This is a genomic window from Vogesella indigofera (assembly GCF_003633895.1).
Lineage (GTDB): Bacteria > Pseudomonadota > Gammaproteobacteria > Burkholderiales > Chromobacteriaceae > Vogesella > Vogesella indigofera.
Map to the genome: position 1 here is coordinate 18266 of NZ_RBID01000018.1, position 17972 is coordinate 36237.

The 17972-nt window shown below is 64.8% G+C and carries 19 protein-coding genes; 3 read left to right on the forward strand and 16 right to left on the reverse strand.

Annotation, left to right across the window (positions count from 1 at the left end; all coding sequences use genetic code 11):
• Nucleotides 1–8 precede the first annotated feature (8 nt).
• On the reverse strand, nt 9–434 hold the full coding sequence (ndk, locus tag C8E02_RS14690) for a nucleoside-diphosphate kinase (RefSeq protein ID WP_047966118.1): 426 nt from the start codon (nt 432–434) through the stop codon (nt 9–11).
• Nucleotides 435–569: 135 nt separating this feature from the next.
• Here ndk and C8E02_RS14695 point away from each other — a divergent pair, with 135 nt between their 5' ends.
• Complete coding sequence (locus C8E02_RS14695; RefSeq protein WP_120811952.1) at nt 570–1379, forward strand: SPOR domain-containing protein; 810 nt, start codon at nt 570–572, stop codon at nt 1377–1379.
• Between the two features lie 105 nt (nt 1380–1484).
• Here C8E02_RS14695 and zapE read toward each other — a convergent pair whose 3' ends face one another.
• The 13 genes from zapE to cmk form a co-directional block, all read right to left on the reverse strand.
• A complete protein-coding gene (gene zapE, locus C8E02_RS14700; RefSeq protein WP_245961168.1) occupies nt 1485–2642 on the reverse strand; it encodes a cell division protein ZapE in 1158 nt (385 codons plus the stop codon).
• Nucleotides 2643–2688: 46 nt separating this feature from the next.
• Nucleotides 2689–3585 carry a cysteine synthase CysM gene (cysM, locus tag C8E02_RS14705; protein WP_120811957.1) on the reverse strand — a complete coding sequence of 299 codons (897 nt, stop codon included), beginning with the start codon at nt 3583–3585 and terminating at the stop codon, nt 2689–2691.
• 234 nt (nt 3586–3819) lie between these two features.
• Entirely contained in the window at nt 3820–5190 is a 1371-nt protein-coding gene (locus C8E02_RS14710) for an esterase-like activity of phytase family protein (protein ID WP_120811960.1), read from the reverse strand.
• A gap of 125 nt (nt 5191–5315) precedes the next feature.
• Nucleotides 5316–6317: an ADP-glyceromanno-heptose 6-epimerase gene (gene rfaD / locus C8E02_RS14715; RefSeq protein WP_120811963.1), complete on the reverse strand. Its 1002-nt coding sequence runs from the start codon at nt 6315–6317 to the stop codon at nt 5316–5318.
• A gap of 18 nt (nt 6318–6335) precedes the next feature.
• Nucleotides 6336–6917 carry a DUF924 family protein gene (locus C8E02_RS14720; protein WP_120811965.1) on the reverse strand — a complete coding sequence of 194 codons (582 nt, stop codon included), beginning with the start codon at nt 6915–6917 and terminating at the stop codon, nt 6336–6338.
• Nucleotides 6918–6934: 17 nt separating this feature from the next.
• Nucleotides 6935–7897: a D-glycero-beta-D-manno-heptose-7-phosphate kinase gene (gene rfaE1 / locus C8E02_RS14725; protein WP_120812215.1), complete on the reverse strand. Its 963-nt coding sequence runs from the start codon at nt 7895–7897 to the stop codon at nt 6935–6937.
• A 7-nt stretch (nt 7898–7904) separates the two neighbouring features.
• Nucleotides 7905–9224, reverse strand: coding sequence for a UDP-glucose dehydrogenase family protein (locus C8E02_RS14730; RefSeq protein ID WP_120811968.1), 1320 nt, complete (start codon nt 9222–9224; stop codon nt 7905–7907).
• Complete coding sequence (pyrF, locus tag C8E02_RS14735) at nt 9221–9967, reverse strand: orotidine-5'-phosphate decarboxylase (protein WP_120811971.1); 747 nt, start codon at nt 9965–9967, stop codon at nt 9221–9223. Before pyrF ends, C8E02_RS14730 begins: the two co-directional genes overlap by 4 nt.
• 26 nt (nt 9968–9993) lie before the next feature.
• Nucleotides 9994–11157 carry a lipopolysaccharide assembly protein LapB gene (gene lapB / locus C8E02_RS14740; protein ID WP_047966125.1) on the reverse strand — a complete coding sequence of 388 codons (1164 nt, stop codon included), beginning with the start codon at nt 11155–11157 and terminating at the stop codon, nt 9994–9996.
• Nucleotides 11158–11201: 44 nt separating this feature from the next.
• Complete coding sequence (locus C8E02_RS14745; RefSeq protein ID WP_047966126.1) at nt 11202–11495, reverse strand: lipopolysaccharide assembly protein LapA domain-containing protein; 294 nt, start codon at nt 11493–11495, stop codon at nt 11202–11204.
• A gap of 126 nt (nt 11496–11621) precedes the next feature.
• The gene (locus C8E02_RS14750; RefSeq protein WP_047966245.1) at nt 11622–11918 is read right to left on the reverse strand and encodes an integration host factor subunit beta; all 297 of its coding nucleotides are present in this window, start codon (nt 11916–11918) and stop codon (nt 11622–11624) included.
• A 9-nt stretch (nt 11919–11927) separates the two neighbouring features.
• A complete protein-coding gene (gene rpsA / locus C8E02_RS14755; protein ID WP_120811973.1) occupies nt 11928–13628 on the reverse strand; it encodes a 30S ribosomal protein S1 in 1701 nt (566 codons plus the stop codon).
• Between the two features lie 107 nt (nt 13629–13735).
• Entirely contained in the window at nt 13736–14389 is a 654-nt protein-coding gene (gene cmk, locus C8E02_RS14760) for a (d)CMP kinase (RefSeq protein ID WP_120812218.1), read from the reverse strand.
• A 191-nt stretch (nt 14390–14580) separates the two neighbouring features.
• Here cmk and aroA point away from each other — a divergent pair, with 191 nt between their 5' ends.
• Both aroA and C8E02_RS14770 read left to right on the forward strand, forming a co-directional pair.
• Nucleotides 14581–15873 carry a 3-phosphoshikimate 1-carboxyvinyltransferase gene (aroA, locus tag C8E02_RS14765; RefSeq protein WP_120811975.1) on the forward strand — a complete coding sequence of 431 codons (1293 nt, stop codon included), beginning with the start codon at nt 14581–14583 and terminating at the stop codon, nt 15871–15873.
• A gap of 117 nt (nt 15874–15990) precedes the next feature.
• Nucleotides 15991–16410: a pyrophosphohydrolase domain-containing protein gene (locus tag C8E02_RS14770; RefSeq protein WP_120811978.1), complete on the forward strand. Its 420-nt coding sequence runs from the start codon at nt 15991–15993 to the stop codon at nt 16408–16410.
• Between the two features lie 143 nt (nt 16411–16553).
• Here C8E02_RS14770 and C8E02_RS14775 read toward each other — a convergent pair whose 3' ends face one another.
• Together C8E02_RS14775 and C8E02_RS14780 are read right to left on the reverse strand one after the other, a co-directional pair.
• Complete coding sequence (locus tag C8E02_RS14775) at nt 16554–17030, reverse strand: YaiI/YqxD family protein (RefSeq protein ID WP_120811981.1); 477 nt, start codon at nt 17028–17030, stop codon at nt 16554–16556.
• Nucleotides 17027–17920 (reverse strand): prephenate dehydrogenase, encoded by an 894-nt coding sequence (locus C8E02_RS14780; protein ID WP_120811983.1) that lies wholly within the window; start codon nt 17918–17920, stop codon nt 17027–17029. Before C8E02_RS14780 ends, C8E02_RS14775 begins: the two co-directional genes overlap by 4 nt.
• Nucleotides 17921–17972 lie beyond the last annotated feature (52 nt).

The window sequence follows — 17972 nt, forward strand, 5'->3', positions numbered from 1 at the left end:
GGTACAGCTTAGCGTGCGCAGATCTCGGTTGCAGCGAAGAAGTAGGCTACTTCGATCGCGGCGTTTTCGAGGCTGTCGGAGCCGTGAACGGCGTTGGCATCGATGGAATCAGCGAAATCGGCACGGATGGTACCGGCTTCGGCTTTCTTCGGATCGGTCGCGCCCATCAGTTCGCGGTTTTTCAGGACGGCGTTTTCGCCTTCCAGCGCCTGGATCATCACCGGACCGGAGATCATGAAGCTCACCAGGTCGTTGAAGAAAGGACGCTCTTTGTGCACGGCGTAGAAGCCTTCGGCTTCGGCGCGCGACAGTTGCTTCAGCTTGGCGGCCACGACTTTCAGGCCGGCGGATTCAAAACGGTCGTAGATCTTGCCGATAACGTTCTTGGCGACTGCGTCTGGCTTGATGATGGACAGCGTACGTTCGATTGCCATATAAATTCTCCCTGTTTACAAGCGAAATGGTTACACTTGCCAAGCTATTTTCAAGCTTGACGGGTTACCCAATTTTGAGGAACCCGGTATTTTACCAGTGTTCACCAGCGTTTGCTGCACAGAATGTAAACCGAGATGAATCCAACGCCACAAGAGCGCGCCCCCGGCGGCGATAGCGGGCTGTCGCCCCAGATCAAGAAACGGATTGCGATTGCCAGCGGCCTGGTTCTGGTGGCACTGGCGGCGATACCGATCATCGACAGTTTCAATCCACCGGCGACACCGCCGACCCCGGCCAGCACCCCGATCAGCTCCGGCCGCATCATCCAGAAAGACAGCAGCGACAGCGCCTCGCTGAGCCTCAGCGCCATCGACAGCAGCGCGCCGCTGGAGGCCAGTGCTGCCGTCAGCGCCAGTGCGCCAGCCGGCAGCTCGCCGCTGGCACCGGCGCCCGGCAGCCCGGCCGGCGTCACCCCCCTCACCCCGCCGCAGATTCAGACACCCCAGCTCGAAACGCAGCAAGCGCGCCCGCCGGCCATCGCCGCCAATACGGCGCCGCCAGCCGACAAGGGCAAGAGCGTCACCACCGTCGCACCGCGCCGCGACAGCACCGTGCCGGCCCCGGCCATCGCCACCACGCCGGCACCCGCACCCGCCTTCCGCGTACCACTGGCCGAAAAACCGGTCACGCCGCCACGCCTCGCGACACCCGGCATCGCGCCGCAAGGCAGCTCCTTCGGCTACCAGGTGCAGCTGGGCCTGTTCTCCAGCCCGGACAATGCCGAGAAGCTGGTGGCGGACCTGAAAAAGCGCGGCATCACCGCGCGCACCGAAACCCGCGTCCAGCTGGGCCCGTTCCGCACCCGTGCCGAGGCGGAAGAGGCGATGCAGCGCTTGCGCGCCCTCGGCTACCAGCCGCTGCTGATTCCGGCCGGCCAGCGCTAAGCGCTCTCTAGAGCGTAAACATGCTCTAGACACCGTCCCGCAACGTAAAAAGGTTGGCCGCAACACTGCGGCCAACCTTTTTTCATGGGGCGCGGCAAACGCAGCTCAGGTCTCGGTAATGCCGTCGGCGATCTTGAAGTCGTCCACCAGGTGCGGCAACTCCAGATAGGTGCGCGACTGCATCTCGGTGAGGCGGCTGGCGGTACGGAAAAACTCGCTGGCCTGCGGCCCCTCGGTGTAGATCAGCTCCGGCGCCACCGCACAGGACGCCACCAGCTTGACGCGATGGTCGTAGAACACGTCCACCAGCCAGGTAAAACGCCGCGCCATCGACGCGTCGCGCACCGCCAGCTGTGGAATATCGGATACGAACACGGTGTGGTATTCGCTGGCGATTTCCAGATAATCGGTCTGCGCCCGCGGTCCGTCGCAGATGGCGTGGAAATCGAACCAGATCACCCCCGGCGCATGGCGCTTGAGCGGGATGTCGCGCCCCAGCACCGTCAGCGAGTGTTCCAGCTCGCCGGAGGCACCGGCCAGCCGCTCGAACATGTCCTGCATCTTCGCCTCGGCGTCAGCATCGGCCGGCACATGGAACAGCGGCTCGCGCGTCAGCTCGCGCAGGCGGTAGTCGTTGCCGCCATCGACGTTGATCACCTCCAGATGCCGCTGCAGCAAGGCGATGGTGGGCAGGAAGTTGCTGCGCATCAGGCCGTTCGGATACAGGTTTTCCGGCGGGTAGTTGGAAGTCATCACGCAGATGATGCCCTGCTCGAACAGCGCAGCGAACAGGCGGCCGAGGATCATCGCGTCGGCGATGTCGCTGACGTGGAACTCGTCAAAGCACAGCAGGCGCACGTCGCGGGCGATGCGGGCCGCCACCGTTTTCAGCGGGTCGGCCTCGTTCGACACCGTGCGCAGCTGTTTGTGGATTTCCGCCATGAAGTGGTGGAAGTGCACGCGGCGCTTGCGGTTGTAGGGCACGCAGCCGAAGAAGGCATCCATCAGGAAGCTCTTGCCGCGGCCGACGCCACCCCAGAAATACAGGCCGCGCGGCACTTCCGGCTTGCGCAGGCTGCGGCCGAGGAAGCGGTTGCGCTTGTCCTTGAATTCCACCAGCGTCTGCCACAGCTCGTCCAGCCGCTCGATGGCGGCGGCCTGCGCCGCGTCGTGGATAAAGCCTGGTTGCTGGCTGGCCGCCTGGTACCAGGTCTTGGGGCTCATCGAGCCGTCGCTCGGCGGCGAAAAAACGTGTTGGGACATAATCGCTTCGGTTCAGGGTTGGCCGCAGCGTGCGGCCAACGTTGGCTCAGGAAAACAGGCCGGTGGACAGGTAGCGGTCACCACGGTCGCAGACGATGGACACGATCACCGCGTTCTCCAGCTGCTGGTTGAGACGCAGCGCCACCGCCAGCGCGCCGCCGGACGACGGCCCGGCGAGGATGCCCTCCTCGCGCGCCAGCTGGCGCGCGGTGTCTTCCGCGGTCTGCTGGTCGACCAGCAGCAGCTCGTCAATGCGCGAGAAATCGCAGATCTTGGGCAGGTATTCGTCTTCCCACTTGCGAATGCCGGGGATCTGACTGCCAACCTGCGGCTGCACGCCGATGATGCGGATCGCCGGATTCTGCTGCTTGAGGTAGGCACTGGTGCCCATGATGGTGCCGGTGGTGCCCATGCTGGACACGAAGTGGGTGACCGTGCCGGCGGTGTCGCGCCAGATCTCCGGCCCGGTGCCCTCGAGGTGCGCCAGCGGATTGTCCGGGTTGCCGAACTGGTCGAGGATGCGGCCAACCCCGGCGGCCTCCAGGCGCCGCACCTCGTCGATGGCACCGGGCATCGACGCCGCCTTCGGCGTCAGGATCACCTCGGCGCCGTAGGCGCGCATGGTGTCGATGCGTTCCTGGCTGGAGTTTTCCGGCATCACCAGGATCATCTTGTAACCCATCATGGTCGCCGCCATCGCCAGCGCGATGCCGGTGTTGCCGCTGGTCGGCTCGATCAGGGTGTCACCGGGCTTGATCTCGCCGCGCGCCTCGGCGTGGCGGATCATCGACAGTGCCGGCCTGTCCTTCACCGAACCGGCCGGGTTGTTGCCCTCCAGCTTGACCAGCACCACGTTGCTGCTGTTGCCCGGCAGGCGCTTGAGGCGCACCAGCGGGGTGTTACCGACGAAATCTTCGAGATGTTTGAATACGGGCAGGGTCATTGGCGTCTCCTAGTGCGCCGCATTATACCGGCTTGCACCCCGCTGTCGCCGCCCCGCGGCCAAGCCTGCCGCAGCAGCATCAATAATCACGATACGGATCAAGCACTTGCCATCAGCGTGGCTTTTGGAATTTTGGCTACCTTGAATATAACCAGATGCACCATGTCGCCGGCAGCAGCCGCAAAAAAACCCGCACCAGCGGTACGGGTTTTTTGCGTTCACGCCGAGGCGCGCTCAGGGCAGCGCGTGCAGTGGCTTCTGCAGCGTGATCAGCCACAGCTCGGTGGCCTCACGATTGGGCGCGATGGCAACGCGGACGCCATCCTGGCGCTGGCCCGCCAGGTTCTGCAGCTGGCCAGCGGCGACCTGCAGCTGCGCCAGCTTGGCGGCACTGCCCTGCACCTCGCTGCGCACGCCGAAATCGTTGTCGTTGATCAGCGCCAGCTGGTTGTTCTCCACCAGCGTCAGCCCTTCCGCCTTTTCCGCGGTCCAGCCCAGCGCGCGCAGGTCCAGCGCCAGTGTCCGCCGTGCCAGCTGGATGCCGGCCGCCGCCAGCATCGCGTCATCGCCATATTCCAGCGCGCGGCCGTCGGCCAGCGTCTTGCCGTCCAGTGCCGTGGCCGTGGCGAGGTCGATCAGCGTGATGTCATTGTGCATACGCTTGTCCTGATCCTTGCCCTGCTCGATCACCGCGAAGCGGCTGTCGGACAGCGCCACGATGTCGCCCAGCTTCATGTCGCCGGCCTTGTTGTAGTGCGCCGGCACCGGATAGCCGAACTGGCGCACCGTGCCGCTGGCCGGGTCCAGCTCGACGATGCGGCTGAAACGCGCGCCATGGCGGGTGCGACCATCGACATCCAGCGTACTCTGCACGATGGCGACCACCTTGCCGGACGGCGTCACGGTGACGCCCTCAAAGCCACGGTTGGGCTGCCGCGCGGCGAGGATGGCCGGCAGGCCGCTGCCCGGCGCATAGCGCTGCCGGATCTCGCCACTGGCGGCATCGACCCGGGCCAGGAACGGGCCGTACTCGTCCACCAGCCACAGGTTGCCCTGCTTGTCAGCGGCGATGCCCTCCGGATCGAAGCCCAGCGTGTCGTACGGCAGCGGCTGCAGCTTTTCATCGAGGCCGATTTCACCACTGGCGCCCACCGCCCCCTGCGGCAGCGGCAGGCCGCTGATGGCGCGCCCGGCTTCGCGCAGCGGCAGCATGCGGCCAACCGTGGCGGCCTCCGCCAACGACACACGCAGCTGCACCACCGTCGGCACAAAGGCCGGCACCGGGAACAGCTTGCTGGCGTAGCGCGTGCCGCCGTTCAGCACCTCCGGCGAATCGGCATTCGGGCCGCGATCGGTCACCGCCCAGAATTCCAGCGCTGCACTGCCTTTTTCATAACCCTTGAAGCTCAGCGCCGAACCCACTGCCAGCGGCAGGCTGCCAGCGAAGGCCGCGGCATCGGCACCGCGATAGGCCAGCGCCGGTGCGCTGACCTCGTAGCGTTCTACCGCCGCCAGCGCCGGATGCGATACCGGCAACAGGGTGAACGGCGCGGCCAGCGCCGGCATGGCCAGCCCGGCAAACAGCACAGCAAGAGAACGGCGCATAAGAAATCCCCTCCGGTATCGTCAGAAAGACGTCACGCTAGCCCAGTGTCGTGACAGCACCGTGACAGCCGCAAACGACAAAGCCCCGTCCAGGGACGGGGCTTGCGGGCGGCAAGGCGCAAGGCTCAGCCCTGGCGCGCGATCAGCCAGTCCACGTAGCGGTCGACCCCCTGCTCCACGGTCAGCATCGGCGCGTCGTAGCCCGCTTCGCGCAGCTTGCCGATGTCGGCCTGGGTGAAGCTCTGGTACTTGCCCTTCAGCGCTTCCGGGAATTCGATGTATTCCAGGATGCCCTGCTCCACCAGTTCGGCCAGCGTCAGCGCCGGCTTGCCTTCGTGGCGGCGGCAGGCGTTGACGGTGGCCACCGCCACATCGTTGAACGGCTGCGCACGGCCGGAGCCGAGGTTGAAGATGCCGGACTTGTCCGGATTATCGAGGAAGAACAGGTTGACGTTGACCACGTCCTCCACCGACACGAAGTCGCGGCTCTGGCTGCCGTTGTCCCAGCCGTCGTAGCCGCCGAACAGCTTGACCTTGCCGGATTCACGGTACTGGTTGAAGTTGTGGAACGCCACCGACGCCATGCGCCCCTTGTGCTGCTCCTGCGGGCCGTAGACGTTGAAGTAGCGGAAGCCGGCCACTTGCGCGGTGAGACCTTCCTTCATGCGGCGGCGCAGCACCTGGTCGAACAGGAACTTGGAATAGCCGTAGACGTTGAGCGGACCTTCATGCTGGCGCTCTTCCTTGAACACGCTGCCCTTGCCGTAGGTGGCGGCGCTGGAGGCGTACAGGAACGGGATTTCTTCCGCCTGGCAGAATTCGAACAGCTCCAGCGTGTACTGGTAGTTGTTCTCCATCATGTACTTGCCGTCGTGGTTCATGGTGTCGGAGCAGGCGCCCTGGTGCAGGATGGCGCGGATCTCGCCGTCGAAATCGCCACTGCCGATCAGGCTGATGAAGTCCTGCTTGTCGAGGTAGTCACTGATCTCGCAGTCCACCAGGTTGGCGAACTTGTCGCCACGGGTGAGGTTATCGACGGCGATGATGTCGGTTTCGCCGCGCGCATTGAGCGCCTTGACGATGTTGGAGCCGATAAAGCCGGCAGCGCCGGTCACCACGATGGTCATAGCATTTCCTTTAGGAAGTCAGAACGAGCTGCCCGGCTGGGCCAGAAACTGCAGCTCGTCCGCGGTAGAGGGGCGCCCCAGCGCGGCATTGCGGTGGGGAAAACGGCCAAAGCGGGCGATAATGGCCCGATGCTTTTCGGCGTAGTCGACGACACCGGCGCGGTCGGGGCTGTCCGGCGGCAGGCTTTCAAAGCGGCGGACGGATTCATCCTGGTCGGCCAGCGCTTCACTGTGCTCCAGCGGCAGGTAGAAGAACCAGCGCGCCACCGGCGGCAGTTGCTGCTCCAGCCCGACAGCCAGCGCCGCCTTGGCCACCGTCCGCGCCTGCGCATCCAGCGCAAACGCCTGCGCCTCGCCACGGAACAGGTTGCGCGAGAACTGGTCGGCCACGATCAGCCACGCCAGCACCGTGTGCGCGTCGGCCGGATCCGGCAGCAGTTCGCCGGCGGCGATGCGTTGCCACAGCGGCAGGAAGCGCTGGCGGATGGCGTCATCGAAGGCGGCATCCTTGCGGAACCAAGCGTTGCGGCTCGTGGCCAGCTGCGCTTCGTCCGTGCCGTCAAACCAGAACTGCACTACCTGCGTCACCCACTCCGTCATCGCCGCCTCGCTTCAAGTCACAGTGCAAACAGTTCGCGCTGGTGGCACACCGCGGTGCCCAGCTTTGCCACCACGATACCGGCGGCGGCGTTGGCCAGCCGCATCGCCACGGGCAGCGCCAGACCTGCGGCCAGCATCAGGCCCAGGGTGCCGATCACGGTATCGCCGGCACCGGACACGTCGTATACCTCCTGCGCCAGTGTCGGCTCGTGCACCGCGCCGTCGGCACGGTACAGCGTCATGCCCTCTTCGCTGCGTGTCACCAGCAGCGCGGTCAGATCCAGCTCGGCACGCAGCGCCTCGGCCTTGGCCGACAGTTGCGCCTCGGTCTGCCAGCTGCCGGCGACCTGCTTGAATTCGCTGCGGTTGGGCGTCAGCAGCGTGGCGCCGGCGTACTTGCTGTAGTCGTCGCCTTTCGGGTCGATCAGCACCGGCTTGCCGGCCTCACGCGCCAGCGCGATCATGCGCGCGACGTGGGTCAGGCCGCCCTTGCCGTAGTCGGACAGGATCACCACGTCGTGTTCGGCGACGATGGCGGCGTACTCGTCCAGCTTGTCGGCGAGGATTTCATGGCTCGGCGCGTCCTCGAAATCGAGGCGGATCAGCTGCTGCTGCCGCGCCACCACCCGCAGTTTCACCGTGGTGGCGATGCCGGCATCGCGCTTGAACGAGGCACGGATGCCGTCATTGGCCAGCAGCCGCTCCAGCGCGGTCGCGGCCTCGTCGTCGCCAACCACTGACAGGATGGTGGCCTGACCACCGAGGCTGGCGATATTGCGCGCCACGTTGGCCGCACCGCCGGCACGCTCTTCCATGCGGCTGATTTTGGCCACCGGCACCGGCGCCTCCGGCGAGATGCGGCTCACATCGCCGAACCAGTAACGGTCCAGCATCACGTCGCCGACCACCAGCACCTTGGCTGCGGCCAGCTGTGCAGCCAACGTTGCGGGCGGGAGGCCCAGCGTGTTCAACAGGTTCATGCTCACCTCAACGGCCGATGGCGTGGTATTCGAAGCCCTGCGCGCGCAGCCAGGCCGGATCGTACATATTGCGGCCGTCAAAAATCAGCGGCTGCAGCAGCAGGCGTTTCAGCTCGGCAAAGTCCGGGCTGCGGAACGCCTTCCATTCGGTGGCGATCAGCAGCGCATCGGCGCCGTGCAGCGGGCTCATCATGTCGTCGGCAAAGGCAAAGCCGGCGATGTCGGCCATGGTGCGCGACGCTTCGTGCATCGCCACCGGATCAAAGGCGACCACTTGTGCGCCGCGGCGGGTCAGCTCGTCGACGATCACGCGGCTCGGCGCCTCGCGCATGTCGTCGGTGTTGGGCTTGAACGCCAGCCCCCACAGCGCGAAGCGGCGACCACTCAGGTCGGCGCCAAACTTGGCGACCACTTTTTCCACCAGTCGCAGCTTCTGCGCGTCGTTGGCGGCTTCCACCGCGGTCAGCACGCGCATCGCGTGGCCGTTGTCACGGCCGGTGGCCACCAGCGCCTTCACGTCTTTCGGGAAGCAGGAACCGCCGTAGCCGGTGCCCGGATACAGGAAGTGGTAGCCGATACGCGGATCGGACCCGATGCCCTTGCGCACCAGCTCGATGTCGGCACCCAGCGTTTCCGCGAGGTTGGCCAGTTCGTTCATGAACGAGATGCGGGTCGCCAGCATCGCGTTGGCCGCGTACTTGGTCAGCTCGGCGGAGCGCACGTCCATGAACAGGATGCGCTCGTGGTTGCGCTGGAACGGCTCGTACAGGCGGCGCATCATGTCGATGGCACGCTCGTCCCCGGCGCCGACCACGATGCGGTCCGGCTTCATGAAGTCCTCGATCGCGGCGCCCTCTTTCAGGAACTCCGGATTGGACACCACGCTGTAATCGATATCGACCCCGCGTGCGGCCAACGTTGCCGCGATCGCGGCGTTGACCTTGTCGGCGGTACCGACCGGCACCGTCGACTTGTCGACGATGACCTTGTAACCGTTCATGTGCTGGCCGATATTGCGCGCGGCGGCCAGTACATACTGCAGGTCGGCGGAGCCGTCCTCGTCCGGCGGCGTACCGACGGCGATGAACTGGATGTCGCCAAACGCCACCGACGCAGCGACATCAGTGGTAAAGCTGAGGCGACCGGCGGCGACGTTGCGCTTGACCATCTCGTCCAGCCCCGGCTCGTAGATCGGGATGCCGCCAGCCTGCAGCATGGAGATCTTGGCCGGATCCACGTCCAGGCACAGCACATGGTTGCCCACTTCGGCGAGGCAGGTGCCGGTGACCAGGCCGACATAGCCCGATCCGATTACGGTAATTTTCATGCTTGTGTCGCCATATAGGATTGAATGTCGGCATTGATCGCCGCCAGCGCGGCCAGCGGATCGGCGGCCTGGGTGATCGGACGGCCGATCACCAGGTAGTCGGCGCCGGCCTGCAGCGCGGCCACCGGCGTCATCACCCGGCGCTGGTCATCGGCGGCGCTGTCGGCGAGGCGGATGCCCGGCGTCACCAGCTTGAAGTCGCGGCCCAGTTCGGCCTTCAGCAATGGCGCTTCCTGCGCCGAGCACACCACGCCGTCCAGGCCGCTGTCGCGCGTCAGCCGTGCCAGGCGCAGCACCTGCTCCTGCGGCGGCACGGTGATGCCGATCTCGGCCAGATCGCTGGCCTCCATGCTGGTCAGCACCGTGACCGCGATCAGCAGCGGGCGCTGGCTGTACTGCGCCAGCGCCTCGGCGGCGGCGGTCATCATGCGGCGGCCGCCGGAGGCGTGCACGTTGACCATCCACACCCCGGCTTCGGCCGCCATCTTGCAGGCGTGCGCCACGGTGTTGGGAATATCGTGGAATTTCAGATCCAGGAACACCTGGAAGCCGCGCGCCTGCAACTGCTGCAGCAGCTGCGGGCCGGCGGCGGTAAACAGCTCCTTGCCGACCTTCAGCCGGCACTGCAGCGGGTCAAGACGGGAGGCAAAGGCCAGCGCGGCATCGGCGGTGGCAAAATCCAGTGCCACCAGCACCGGCGAGGTAACGTTGGCCGCAAGGCCAGGCGCCATCAAGGGATTCATGTTGTTCCAGTCTTCAATGCTTGAAATCAATGGGTTTCCGAGCGGTTGGGGGTGAAGCTCTCCCACTCGCCGCAGGCCGGGCAGTGCCAGAAGAAGGCCCGCGAGCGGAAATTGCAGCGTTTGCAGCGGTGCACGGTCAGGCGCTGCGCGTGCTTCATGATCAGCGCGCGCGCCACTTCGGCATCCATGCGCCCTTCCGGGCTCAGCTCGTCCATCTGTGCTTCCACCAGGCGGTAGACGCCAAGCAGGTTCGGCCGCGCGTGTACCGCTTCGCGCACCGCCTCCAGTGCCTTGGCCTCGCCTTCGTAGGTGGCCACCTTCTGGTACAGCAGGTCGGTCAGTTCCAGCTGCGAAAAGGTGCGCTGGTAGCCACGCAGCAGCGCAATGCCTTCCGCCGCCTTGCCCAGCGACTCGTAGGCGTCGAACAGGCGCTCGGCGACCATCGCCAGGTATTCGTAGTTCTGCTTCTCGATCGCCTGCCAGGCGGCGATGGCGGCTTCCGGCTGGCCGGTGGCGACCTCGATGTCACCGAGCAGGATGCTGGCGCGCACGCACTTGCGGTTGGCCGCAAACGCTTCCTGCACGTAGCCGCGCGCCTTGTCGTAGTCGGACTGGTATAGCGCACCCTGCGCCAGCTCGCAGAAAAACTGCGCCACCTCGTGCTGGAAGGAGTGCGCGTCGCTGCGCAGCTCGCGCGCGGTGGCGACCGCCTTTTCCCAGTCGCGGTCCTGCTGGTAGATGCTCAGCAGCTGTTCGCGCGCGGCACGGCCCATGGTCTGGCTGGGCAGCAGCTTGACCAGGATTTCCTCGGCGCGATCGACCAGCCCGGCCTTGTGAAAGTCCTGCGACAGCTCGAAACGCACCTGCGCCTTTTGTTCGTTGCTGAGATCGGGCAGTTCCAGCACCTGCTGGTGCAGGCGGATGGCGCGGTCGTTTTCGCCGCGGCGGCGGTACAGCTTGCCCAGGCTCAGCTGCACTTCCAGTGCCTGCGGATGGGCGCGTGCCACTTCCGCCAGCGAGCGGGCGGCGACATCGGTCTTGTCATCGACCAGCGCGTCCAGCCCCTTGTAAAAACCGGCCGGCACTTCGCGCGCCTGTTTCAGTACTGCGCGCATGTCGACGCGCGCGGCCAGCCAGCCCAGACCGAAAAATGCCGGGAACAGCAACAGCCACCACAGATCAATATCCAAAATCCAACCTCGGTACGGGAATGCCGGCAAACGGCAGAAGCAAATCAGTCAGCCAGCGCGTCGCTCGGGTCTTTGGTCACCCTGCTGCTGGCCTGTCTGGAGCGCAATTCCTTCTTGAGCTGCGACAGCTCGCGACGGACACGCAGGGAATAGGTAAAGGTAGCCAGCATTGCAATCAGCACACCGGCAACAAAGAACACCAGCAACAGCAGGATCAGCGGCGCATTCCAGCTTTGTCCAAAAAACAGCTTGAACTCGACGATGGCACTGTTCTGCACGGTTACCGCCACCAGCAGCACCAGCAGCACCAGCTCCAGCAAGCGAACGAGGTAACGCATAACGACTCCGGCCTGATCAAAAATTATCGCAAGTTTAAACGAAAGCGTGCGCCCCCCCAAGCCGGAAGCGGAATAAAAAAACGCTGCGGTAAACCGCAGCGTTTTGCAGACAGGCACATCGGAAGCTTACTCGGAAGCCCCCGGGGCAAGATCCACGCGTTCGCGCAGCTCTTTGCCTGCCTTGAAGTGAGGCACGTATTTCTCAGGAACGACAACGCTGGAGCCGGACTTGGGGTTGCGGCCAACCCGCGGCGGACGGTAGTTCAGATCGAAGCTACCGAAGCCGCGAATCTCGATTCGCTGCCCTTTTGCCAGGCTGCCGGCCATCGCATCCAGAATGGTTTTGACGGCCAGTTCAGCATCTTTGGCGACCAACTGAGGATAACGCTCGGCAAGCCTCGCAATAAGCTCAGATTTGGTCATATCCATCACTTATTCGTTGCCGCCGGACAGTTTAGCCTTGAGCAGGGCGCCCAGGCTGGTAGTACCGGCAGACACGTTCGCGCTGGCATCAGCAGAGATCGCGCCCATGGCGGCTTTCTCTTCCTGCATGTCTTTCGCCTTGATCGACAGGCTGATGGAGCGAGCCTTGCGGTCAACAGCGATGATCACGGTTTCAACTTCGTCACCCTCTTTAACGTGGGTGCGGATGTCTTCAACGCGGTCACGCGACACTTCGGAAGCACGCAGGTAACCTTCAACGTCGCTATCCAGCTGGATCACGGCGCCTTTGGCATCAGCAGACTTCACCACGCCCTTAACCAGCGCGCCCTTGTCGTTCATGGCAACGTAGTTGTTGAACGGATCGCCTTCCAGCTGCTTGATACCCAGGGAGATGCGCTCTTTCTCAACGTCGATGGACATAACCACGGCATCAACTTCGTCGCCCTTCTTGAAGCGGCGAACGGCTTCTTCGCCGGTCTCGTTCCAGGACAGGTCGGACAGGTGAACCAGGCCGTCGATGCCACCTGGCAGACCAACGAACACGCCGAAGTCGGTGATCGACTTGATGGCGCCCTTGATCTTGTCACCCTTCTTGAAGTCGTCAGCGAAGGCGTTCCATGGGTTGGCCTGGCACTGCTTCATGCCCAAGCTGATACGACGACGGTCTTCGTCGATCTCGAGGATCATGACTTCAACTTCGTCGCCCACCTGAACTACCTTGGATGGGTGTACGTTCTTGTTGGTCCAGTCCATTTCGGACACGTGAACCAGACCTTCGATACCCTGTTCGATTTCAACAAAGCCACCGTAGTCGGTCAGGTTGGTTACCTTGCCGAACAGGCGGGTGCCGGCAGGGTAACGGCGGGACAGGCCCACCCACGGATCTTCGCCCAGCTGCTTGAGACCCAGCGAAACGCGGTTCTTGTCCTGGTCGAACTTGAGAACCTTGGCTTCAACTTCGTCACCAACGGCCAGTACTTCGGACGGGTGCTTGACACGGCGCCATGCGAGGTCGGTGATGTGCAGCAGGCCATCGATACCGCCCAAGTCAACGAACGCACCGTAGTCGGTGATGTTCTTGACGATACCCTTAACCACCAGGCCTTCACGCAGGGTTTCCAGCAGTGCCTTGCGCTCTTCGCCCAGGGTTTCTTCCAGAACCGCACGGCGCGAAACAACCACGTTGTTGCGCTTGCGATCCAGCTTGATAACCTTGAACTCAACTTCCTTACCTTCGTAAGGAGTGGTGTCTTTCACCGGACGTACATCTACCAGCGAACCCGGCAGGAAGGCGCGGATGCCGTTAACCATAACGGTCAGACCACCCTTGACTTTACCGCTGATCACGCCAGACAGGATCTTGCCAGCTTCCAGAGCCTCTTCCAGGTCAATCCACGCAGCCAGACGCTTGGCTTTTTCGCGGGACAGCTTGGTTTCGCCAAAGCCGTTTTCCAGGGAGTCGATGGCAACAGTGACGAAATCGCCAATTGCTACTTCAACCTGGCCATTGTCACCCTTGAATTCTTCAACAGGGATCAGGGACTCGGACTTCAGACCGGCGTTAACGGTAACGAAGTTGGAGTCGATGGACACGACTTCAGCAGTGATTACTTCACCGGCGCGCATTTCTTGCAGAGCCAGGCTCTCTTCAAACAGGGCGGCGAAGCTATCCATTACGAGGTTAGTCATCAGATTTACTCTTGTTGCATGCCTTGCGTCACGCGGGGTTAGGTTTGAGGGCTGCCGGTGCAAGGAAACCGAAGCAGCGTGCTACAAAAATGAACAACCGGGCGCCTTTATCGTTCGCGAAACCACTGCAGCACCTGCTTGACCGCCTGGTCAATGGTGAGCGCGGAGGTATCCAGCAAACGGGCATCCGGTTCTTGTCTCAACGGGGCAACGCTCCGTGCCGCGTCACGCGCGTCACGGTCACAAATATCCTGCTGAATCTGTGGGAGGTTAGCAGATTCCCCTTTTGCGATCAACTGCTTATAGCGTCGCGCGGCACGTTCTTCGGCACTGGCGGTCAGGAAAACCTTGAGCTCGGCGCGCGGAAACACCACCGAACCCATGTCGCGGCCGTCGGCCACCAGCCCCGGTGTCTGCTGGTAGGCACGCTGGCGCTCGAGCAGCGCGGCGCGCACGCTTGGCAGCGCGGCGATTCTGGAGGCGCCCATCCCGATATCCTCGGCGCGGATCGCGGCGCTGACATCGTGGCCATCCAGCCACACCTTGTCGTCGCTAAAGGCCGCCGGCAGCTGTGCGGCCAACCTGGCGACCTGGTTTTCGTCTTCCCAGCTCACGCCTTCGCGCAGCGCGTACAGCGCGGCCAGCCGGTACAGCGCGCCGGAATCGAGATAATGGAAGCCCAGCTCGCGGGCAACAAGTGCCGCCACGGTGCCTTTGCCGGAGGCGGACGGGCCATCGATGGTAATAACGGGGCGGAGCATGACCATGACAGAAAGCCTGACTGAAAACCCGATATTGTAACGCAGCTGCCGCCGCAGCGGATGTTTGCGCGGCAATGCACAATAACGGTACAGTCGGTACAGAGATCACCCGATGCCGACGCGCCGCACGCGCGACCGGTGCAGACAGCGGCCAGCGCCGCGCCCGAACAAAATCAAAGAGCAAGACCGCCATGGAACAACTGACGCTACACCCGATTCCCCGCCTTGCCGGCACCGTCAAACTGCCCGGCTCGAAGAGCATTTCCAACCGCACCCTGCTGCTGGCCGCGCTGGCCGACGGCCAGACGCTGGTGCGCGACCTGCTTGACTCCGACGACATCAGCCGCATGCTGGAAGCGCTGGCCACGCTGGGCGTCACCGTCCAGCAGCAAGGCGACAGCCGCGACTTCCTGGTGCACGGCACCGGCGGCACGTTTGCGGTCAAGGAAGCCGACCTGTTCCTCGGCAACGCCGGCACCGCCTTCCGCCCGCTGACCGCGGCGCTGGCGCTGATGCAGGGCCACTACCACCTGCACGGCGTGTCACGCATGCACGAACGTCCGATCGGCGACCTGGTCGACGCACTGCGCGTGGCCGGTGCCGATATCGCCTACCTCGGCAACGACGGCTACCCGCCGCTGCAGATCAAGCCGGCCGGCGTCAACAGCGGCAAGGTCATTCCGGTGAAGGGCAACGTCTCCAGCCAGTTCCTCACCGCGCTCTTGATGGCACTGCCGCTGACCGGCGAGGCAGTCACCATCGAGGTGGTCGGCGAGCTGATCTCCAAGCCCTATATCGAGATCACCCTCAACCTGATGGCGCGCTTCGGCGTGCCGGTGCAGCGTGACGGCTGGCAGCGCTTCAGCATCGCCGGCGGCCAGCGCTACCGCTCGCCGGGCGAGATCCACGTCGAGGGCGATGCCTCCAGCGCCTCCTACTTTCTCGCCGCCGGCGCGCTGGCCGGCGGCCCGGTACGGGTGGAAGGGGTTGGCCGCAGCAGCATCCAGGGCGACGTGAAATTCGCCGACGCGCTGGCGCTGATGGGTGCCGAGATCAGCATCGGCGACAACTGGATCGAGGCGCGCGCGCCGGCCGGTGGCCTGCAGGCGATCGACGTCGACCTCAACCACATTCCGGACGCGGCGATGACCATCGCGGTGGCGGCGCTGGCCGCCAAGGGCACCACCACCATCCGCAACGTGGAAAGCTGGCGCGTGAAGGAAACCGACCGCCTGGCGGCGATGGCCACCGAACTGCGCAAGGTTGGCGCCACGGTAGTGGAGACGCAGGACAGCATCAGCGTCACCCCGCCGGCGACGCTGACGCCCAATGCCGAGATCGACACCTACGACGACCACCGCATGGCGATGTGCTTCTCGCTGGTGGCCCTGCTCGGTACCCCGGTAATCATCAACGACCCCAAGTGCGTGGCGAAGACCTTCCCCGACTACTTCGAGGTGCTGGGCCAGCTGGCAAACCGCTGAACGTTGGCCGCAAGCCAAAAGCCGCTGCAAATGCAGCGGCTTTTTTCGTGGCCGGCACTTGCCAGCGGCGGGCACAGAACACAAAATATTGCGTCAACAAACCACACACAACACAAGATGAGCAACCCGTTCACCCTGCGCCGCGACTTCATGGCGCGCTTCGACATGAGCCTGCCGGCCACGCCGCAGTTCGACGCCGCCGCCCTCGCGATGTGGCACACCATGCTGCAGGAAGAGTGGCAGGAGTTTTCCGTCGCACTGCAGGACTACCAGCGCATCCAGCAGGCCGAGCCGGCAGAGCAGACGCGGCTGCGCGCCGAACTGGCGGCCGAAGGCGTGGACGTGCTCAACGTGCTGCTCGGCCTGCTGCTGTCGCAGGGGCTGCCGGTGGAAAAGATGTTCGACGCGATCCACGCGGCCAACCTCGCCAAGTGCGTCGACGGCAAGGTGGCGCGTCGGGCAGACGGCAAGATCCTGAAACCAGCCGGCTGGCGGCCGGCGGACAAGGAAGGCGTGATCCGCCAGCACGGCGGCTAAACACCGCCCCCCCCCCCCCCTGAGGCGGGGTTGTGCCGCCTTGCCGTGCGCCTGCGGCTGTCGGCGGTGGCGCGCCTTGGCCCAGCTACGCGGTGCGTAGGCTATGTGAGCAGTGCCAAGTCCGTCATGACCGCGGCGCCGGATCAGCGACGCCTTGCGGCCAACCTTTGCAGCAGCTTGTCCAGCTGCGCGGCGAATGCCTGGCGGTCGCGCTGGCTGAATGCCGCCGGACCGCCGGTCTGCACCCCGCTGTCGCGCAGCTCGGTCATAAAATTGCGCAGCGTCAGCGCCTCGCGAATGGTGGCGTCGCTGTACAGCTCGCCGCGCGGATTGAGCGCCAGCGCGCCCTTGGCCACCACCTGCGCCGCCAGCGGAATGTCGGCGGTGACCACGATGTCGCCCGGCTGCGCCTGCTGCGCGATGTGGTTGTCGGCGACGTCGAAGCCGGCCGGCACCTGCTGTGCGCGGATGTGTGGCGACGGAGGCACGCGCAGCAGCTGGTTGGCGACCAGCACAGTGCGGGTGGCGGTGCGGTCGGCGGCGCGGAACAGGATGTCCTTGATCACCGCCGGACAGGCGTCGGCATCGACCCAGATGGTGGTGGCGTGCGGCGCGCTCATGAATTGCCCCGCAGGAACTTCTGGTGCCAGCCATGACGCGCCTCGCGCGCACGCTCGAAACGTGCGGTCAGTGCCGCGGCGTCGCCGCTGGCCAGCTCATCGCGCAGGCTGTCCAGCGCCGCGCGGTAGCCGTCCAGCTCCGCCAGCAGCGCGTCGCGGTTGGCCAGCGCGATGTCGCGCCACATCTCCGGATGGCTGCCGGCAATACGGGTGAAATCGCGAAAACCGGTGGCGGCAAAATCGAAACAGCGCTCGCCGTCGGCCTTGGCGACGATCATGTCGACATAGGCGAAGGCCAGCAGGTGCGGCAGGTGGCTGACGGTGGCGAACACCGCGTCGTGCTCGGCGGCGCTCATCTCGTAAACCCGCGCACCGCAGGCCTGCCACAGCTCGCGCACCAGAGCGGCGGCGGCCGGAGCTGTTTCCGGCAGCGGCGTGACCACGATGCGGCGGTTGTCGTAGAGGCCGTACTGCGCGGCGACGGCGCCGGACAGGTCGGAGCCGGCAATCGGGTGCGCCGGCACGCACTGCGCCAGCTGGGCAGACAAATGCTGGCGCATCAGCGCCACCACGTCGCTCTTGGTGCTGCCGCCGTCGGTGACCACGCAGTGTGCCGGCAGCTGCGGCGCGATCTCGGCGAACACGCGCGCCATCTGGCCCACCGGCGTCGCCACCAGCACGATGTCGGCGTGGCGCACCGCGTCGGCGGCGCTGTGGCTGGCCTCGTCAATCACGCCCAGCTCGACGGCGCGCGCAAGGTTGGCCGCAGAGCGCCCGACCCCGATCACGCGGCCAACCTTGCCGGCACGCTTCAGCGCCAGCGCGAACGAGCCACCGATCAGGCCGACGCCGATCACCACCAGGGTCAACTTGCCCTCACCCGCCTGCATGCTATCGTCCCGTTCTGTCGCTATCGAAGCGGCTATCATAACCTTATTTTTG

Coding starts and splice junctions, on each gene's coding strand:
- ndk (WP_047966118.1), bottom strand. CDS start 434: ATGGCAATCGAACGTACGCTGTCCATCATCAAGCCAGACGCAGTCGCC.
- C8E02_RS14695 (WP_120811952.1), top strand. CDS start 570: ATGAATCCAACGCCACAAGAGCGCGCCCCCGGCGGCGATAGCGGGCTG.
- zapE (WP_245961168.1), bottom strand. CDS start 2,642: ATGTCCCAACACGTTTTTTCGCCGCCGAGCGACGGCTCGATGAGCCCC.
- cysM (WP_120811957.1), bottom strand. CDS start 3,585: ATGACCCTGCCCGTATTCAAACATCTCGAAGATTTCGTCGGTAACACC.
- C8E02_RS14710 (WP_120811960.1), bottom strand. CDS start 5,190: ATGCGCCGTTCTCTTGCTGTGCTGTTTGCCGGGCTGGCCATGCCGGCG.
- rfaD (WP_120811963.1), bottom strand. CDS start 6,317: ATGACCATCGTGGTGACCGGCGCTGCCGGCTTTATCGGCTCCAACATC.
- C8E02_RS14720 (WP_120811965.1), bottom strand. CDS start 6,917: ATGACGGAGTGGGTGACGCAGGTAGTGCAGTTCTGGTTTGACGGCACG.
- rfaE1 (WP_120812215.1), bottom strand. CDS start 7,897: ATGAACCTGTTGAACACGCTGGGCCTCCCGCCCGCAACGTTGGCTGCA.
- C8E02_RS14730 (WP_120811968.1), bottom strand. CDS start 9,224: ATGAAAATTACCGTAATCGGATCGGGCTATGTCGGCCTGGTCACCGGC.
- pyrF (WP_120811971.1), bottom strand. CDS start 9,967: ATGAATCCCTTGATGGCGCCTGGCCTTGCGGCCAACGTTACCTCGCCG.
- C8E02_RS14745 (WP_047966126.1), bottom strand. CDS start 11,495: ATGCGTTACCTCGTTCGCTTGCTGGAGCTGGTGCTGCTGGTGCTGCTG.
- C8E02_RS14750 (WP_047966245.1), bottom strand. CDS start 11,918: ATGACCAAATCTGAGCTTATTGCGAGGCTTGCCGAGCGTTATCCTCAG.
- rpsA (WP_120811973.1), bottom strand. CDS start 13,628: ATGACTAACCTCGTAATGGATAGCTTCGCCGCCCTGTTTGAAGAGAGC.
- cmk (WP_120812218.1), bottom strand. CDS start 14,389: ATGCTCCGCCCCGTTATTACCATCGATGGCCCGTCCGCCTCCGGCAAA.
- aroA (WP_120811975.1), top strand. CDS start 14,581: ATGGAACAACTGACGCTACACCCGATTCCCCGCCTTGCCGGCACCGTC.
- C8E02_RS14770 (WP_120811978.1), top strand. CDS start 15,991: ATGAGCAACCCGTTCACCCTGCGCCGCGACTTCATGGCGCGCTTCGAC.
- C8E02_RS14775 (WP_120811981.1), bottom strand. CDS start 17,030: ATGAGCGCGCCGCACGCCACCACCATCTGGGTCGATGCCGACGCCTGT.
- C8E02_RS14780 (WP_120811983.1), bottom strand. CDS start 17,920: ATGCAGGCGGGTGAGGGCAAGTTGACCCTGGTGGTGATCGGCGTCGGC.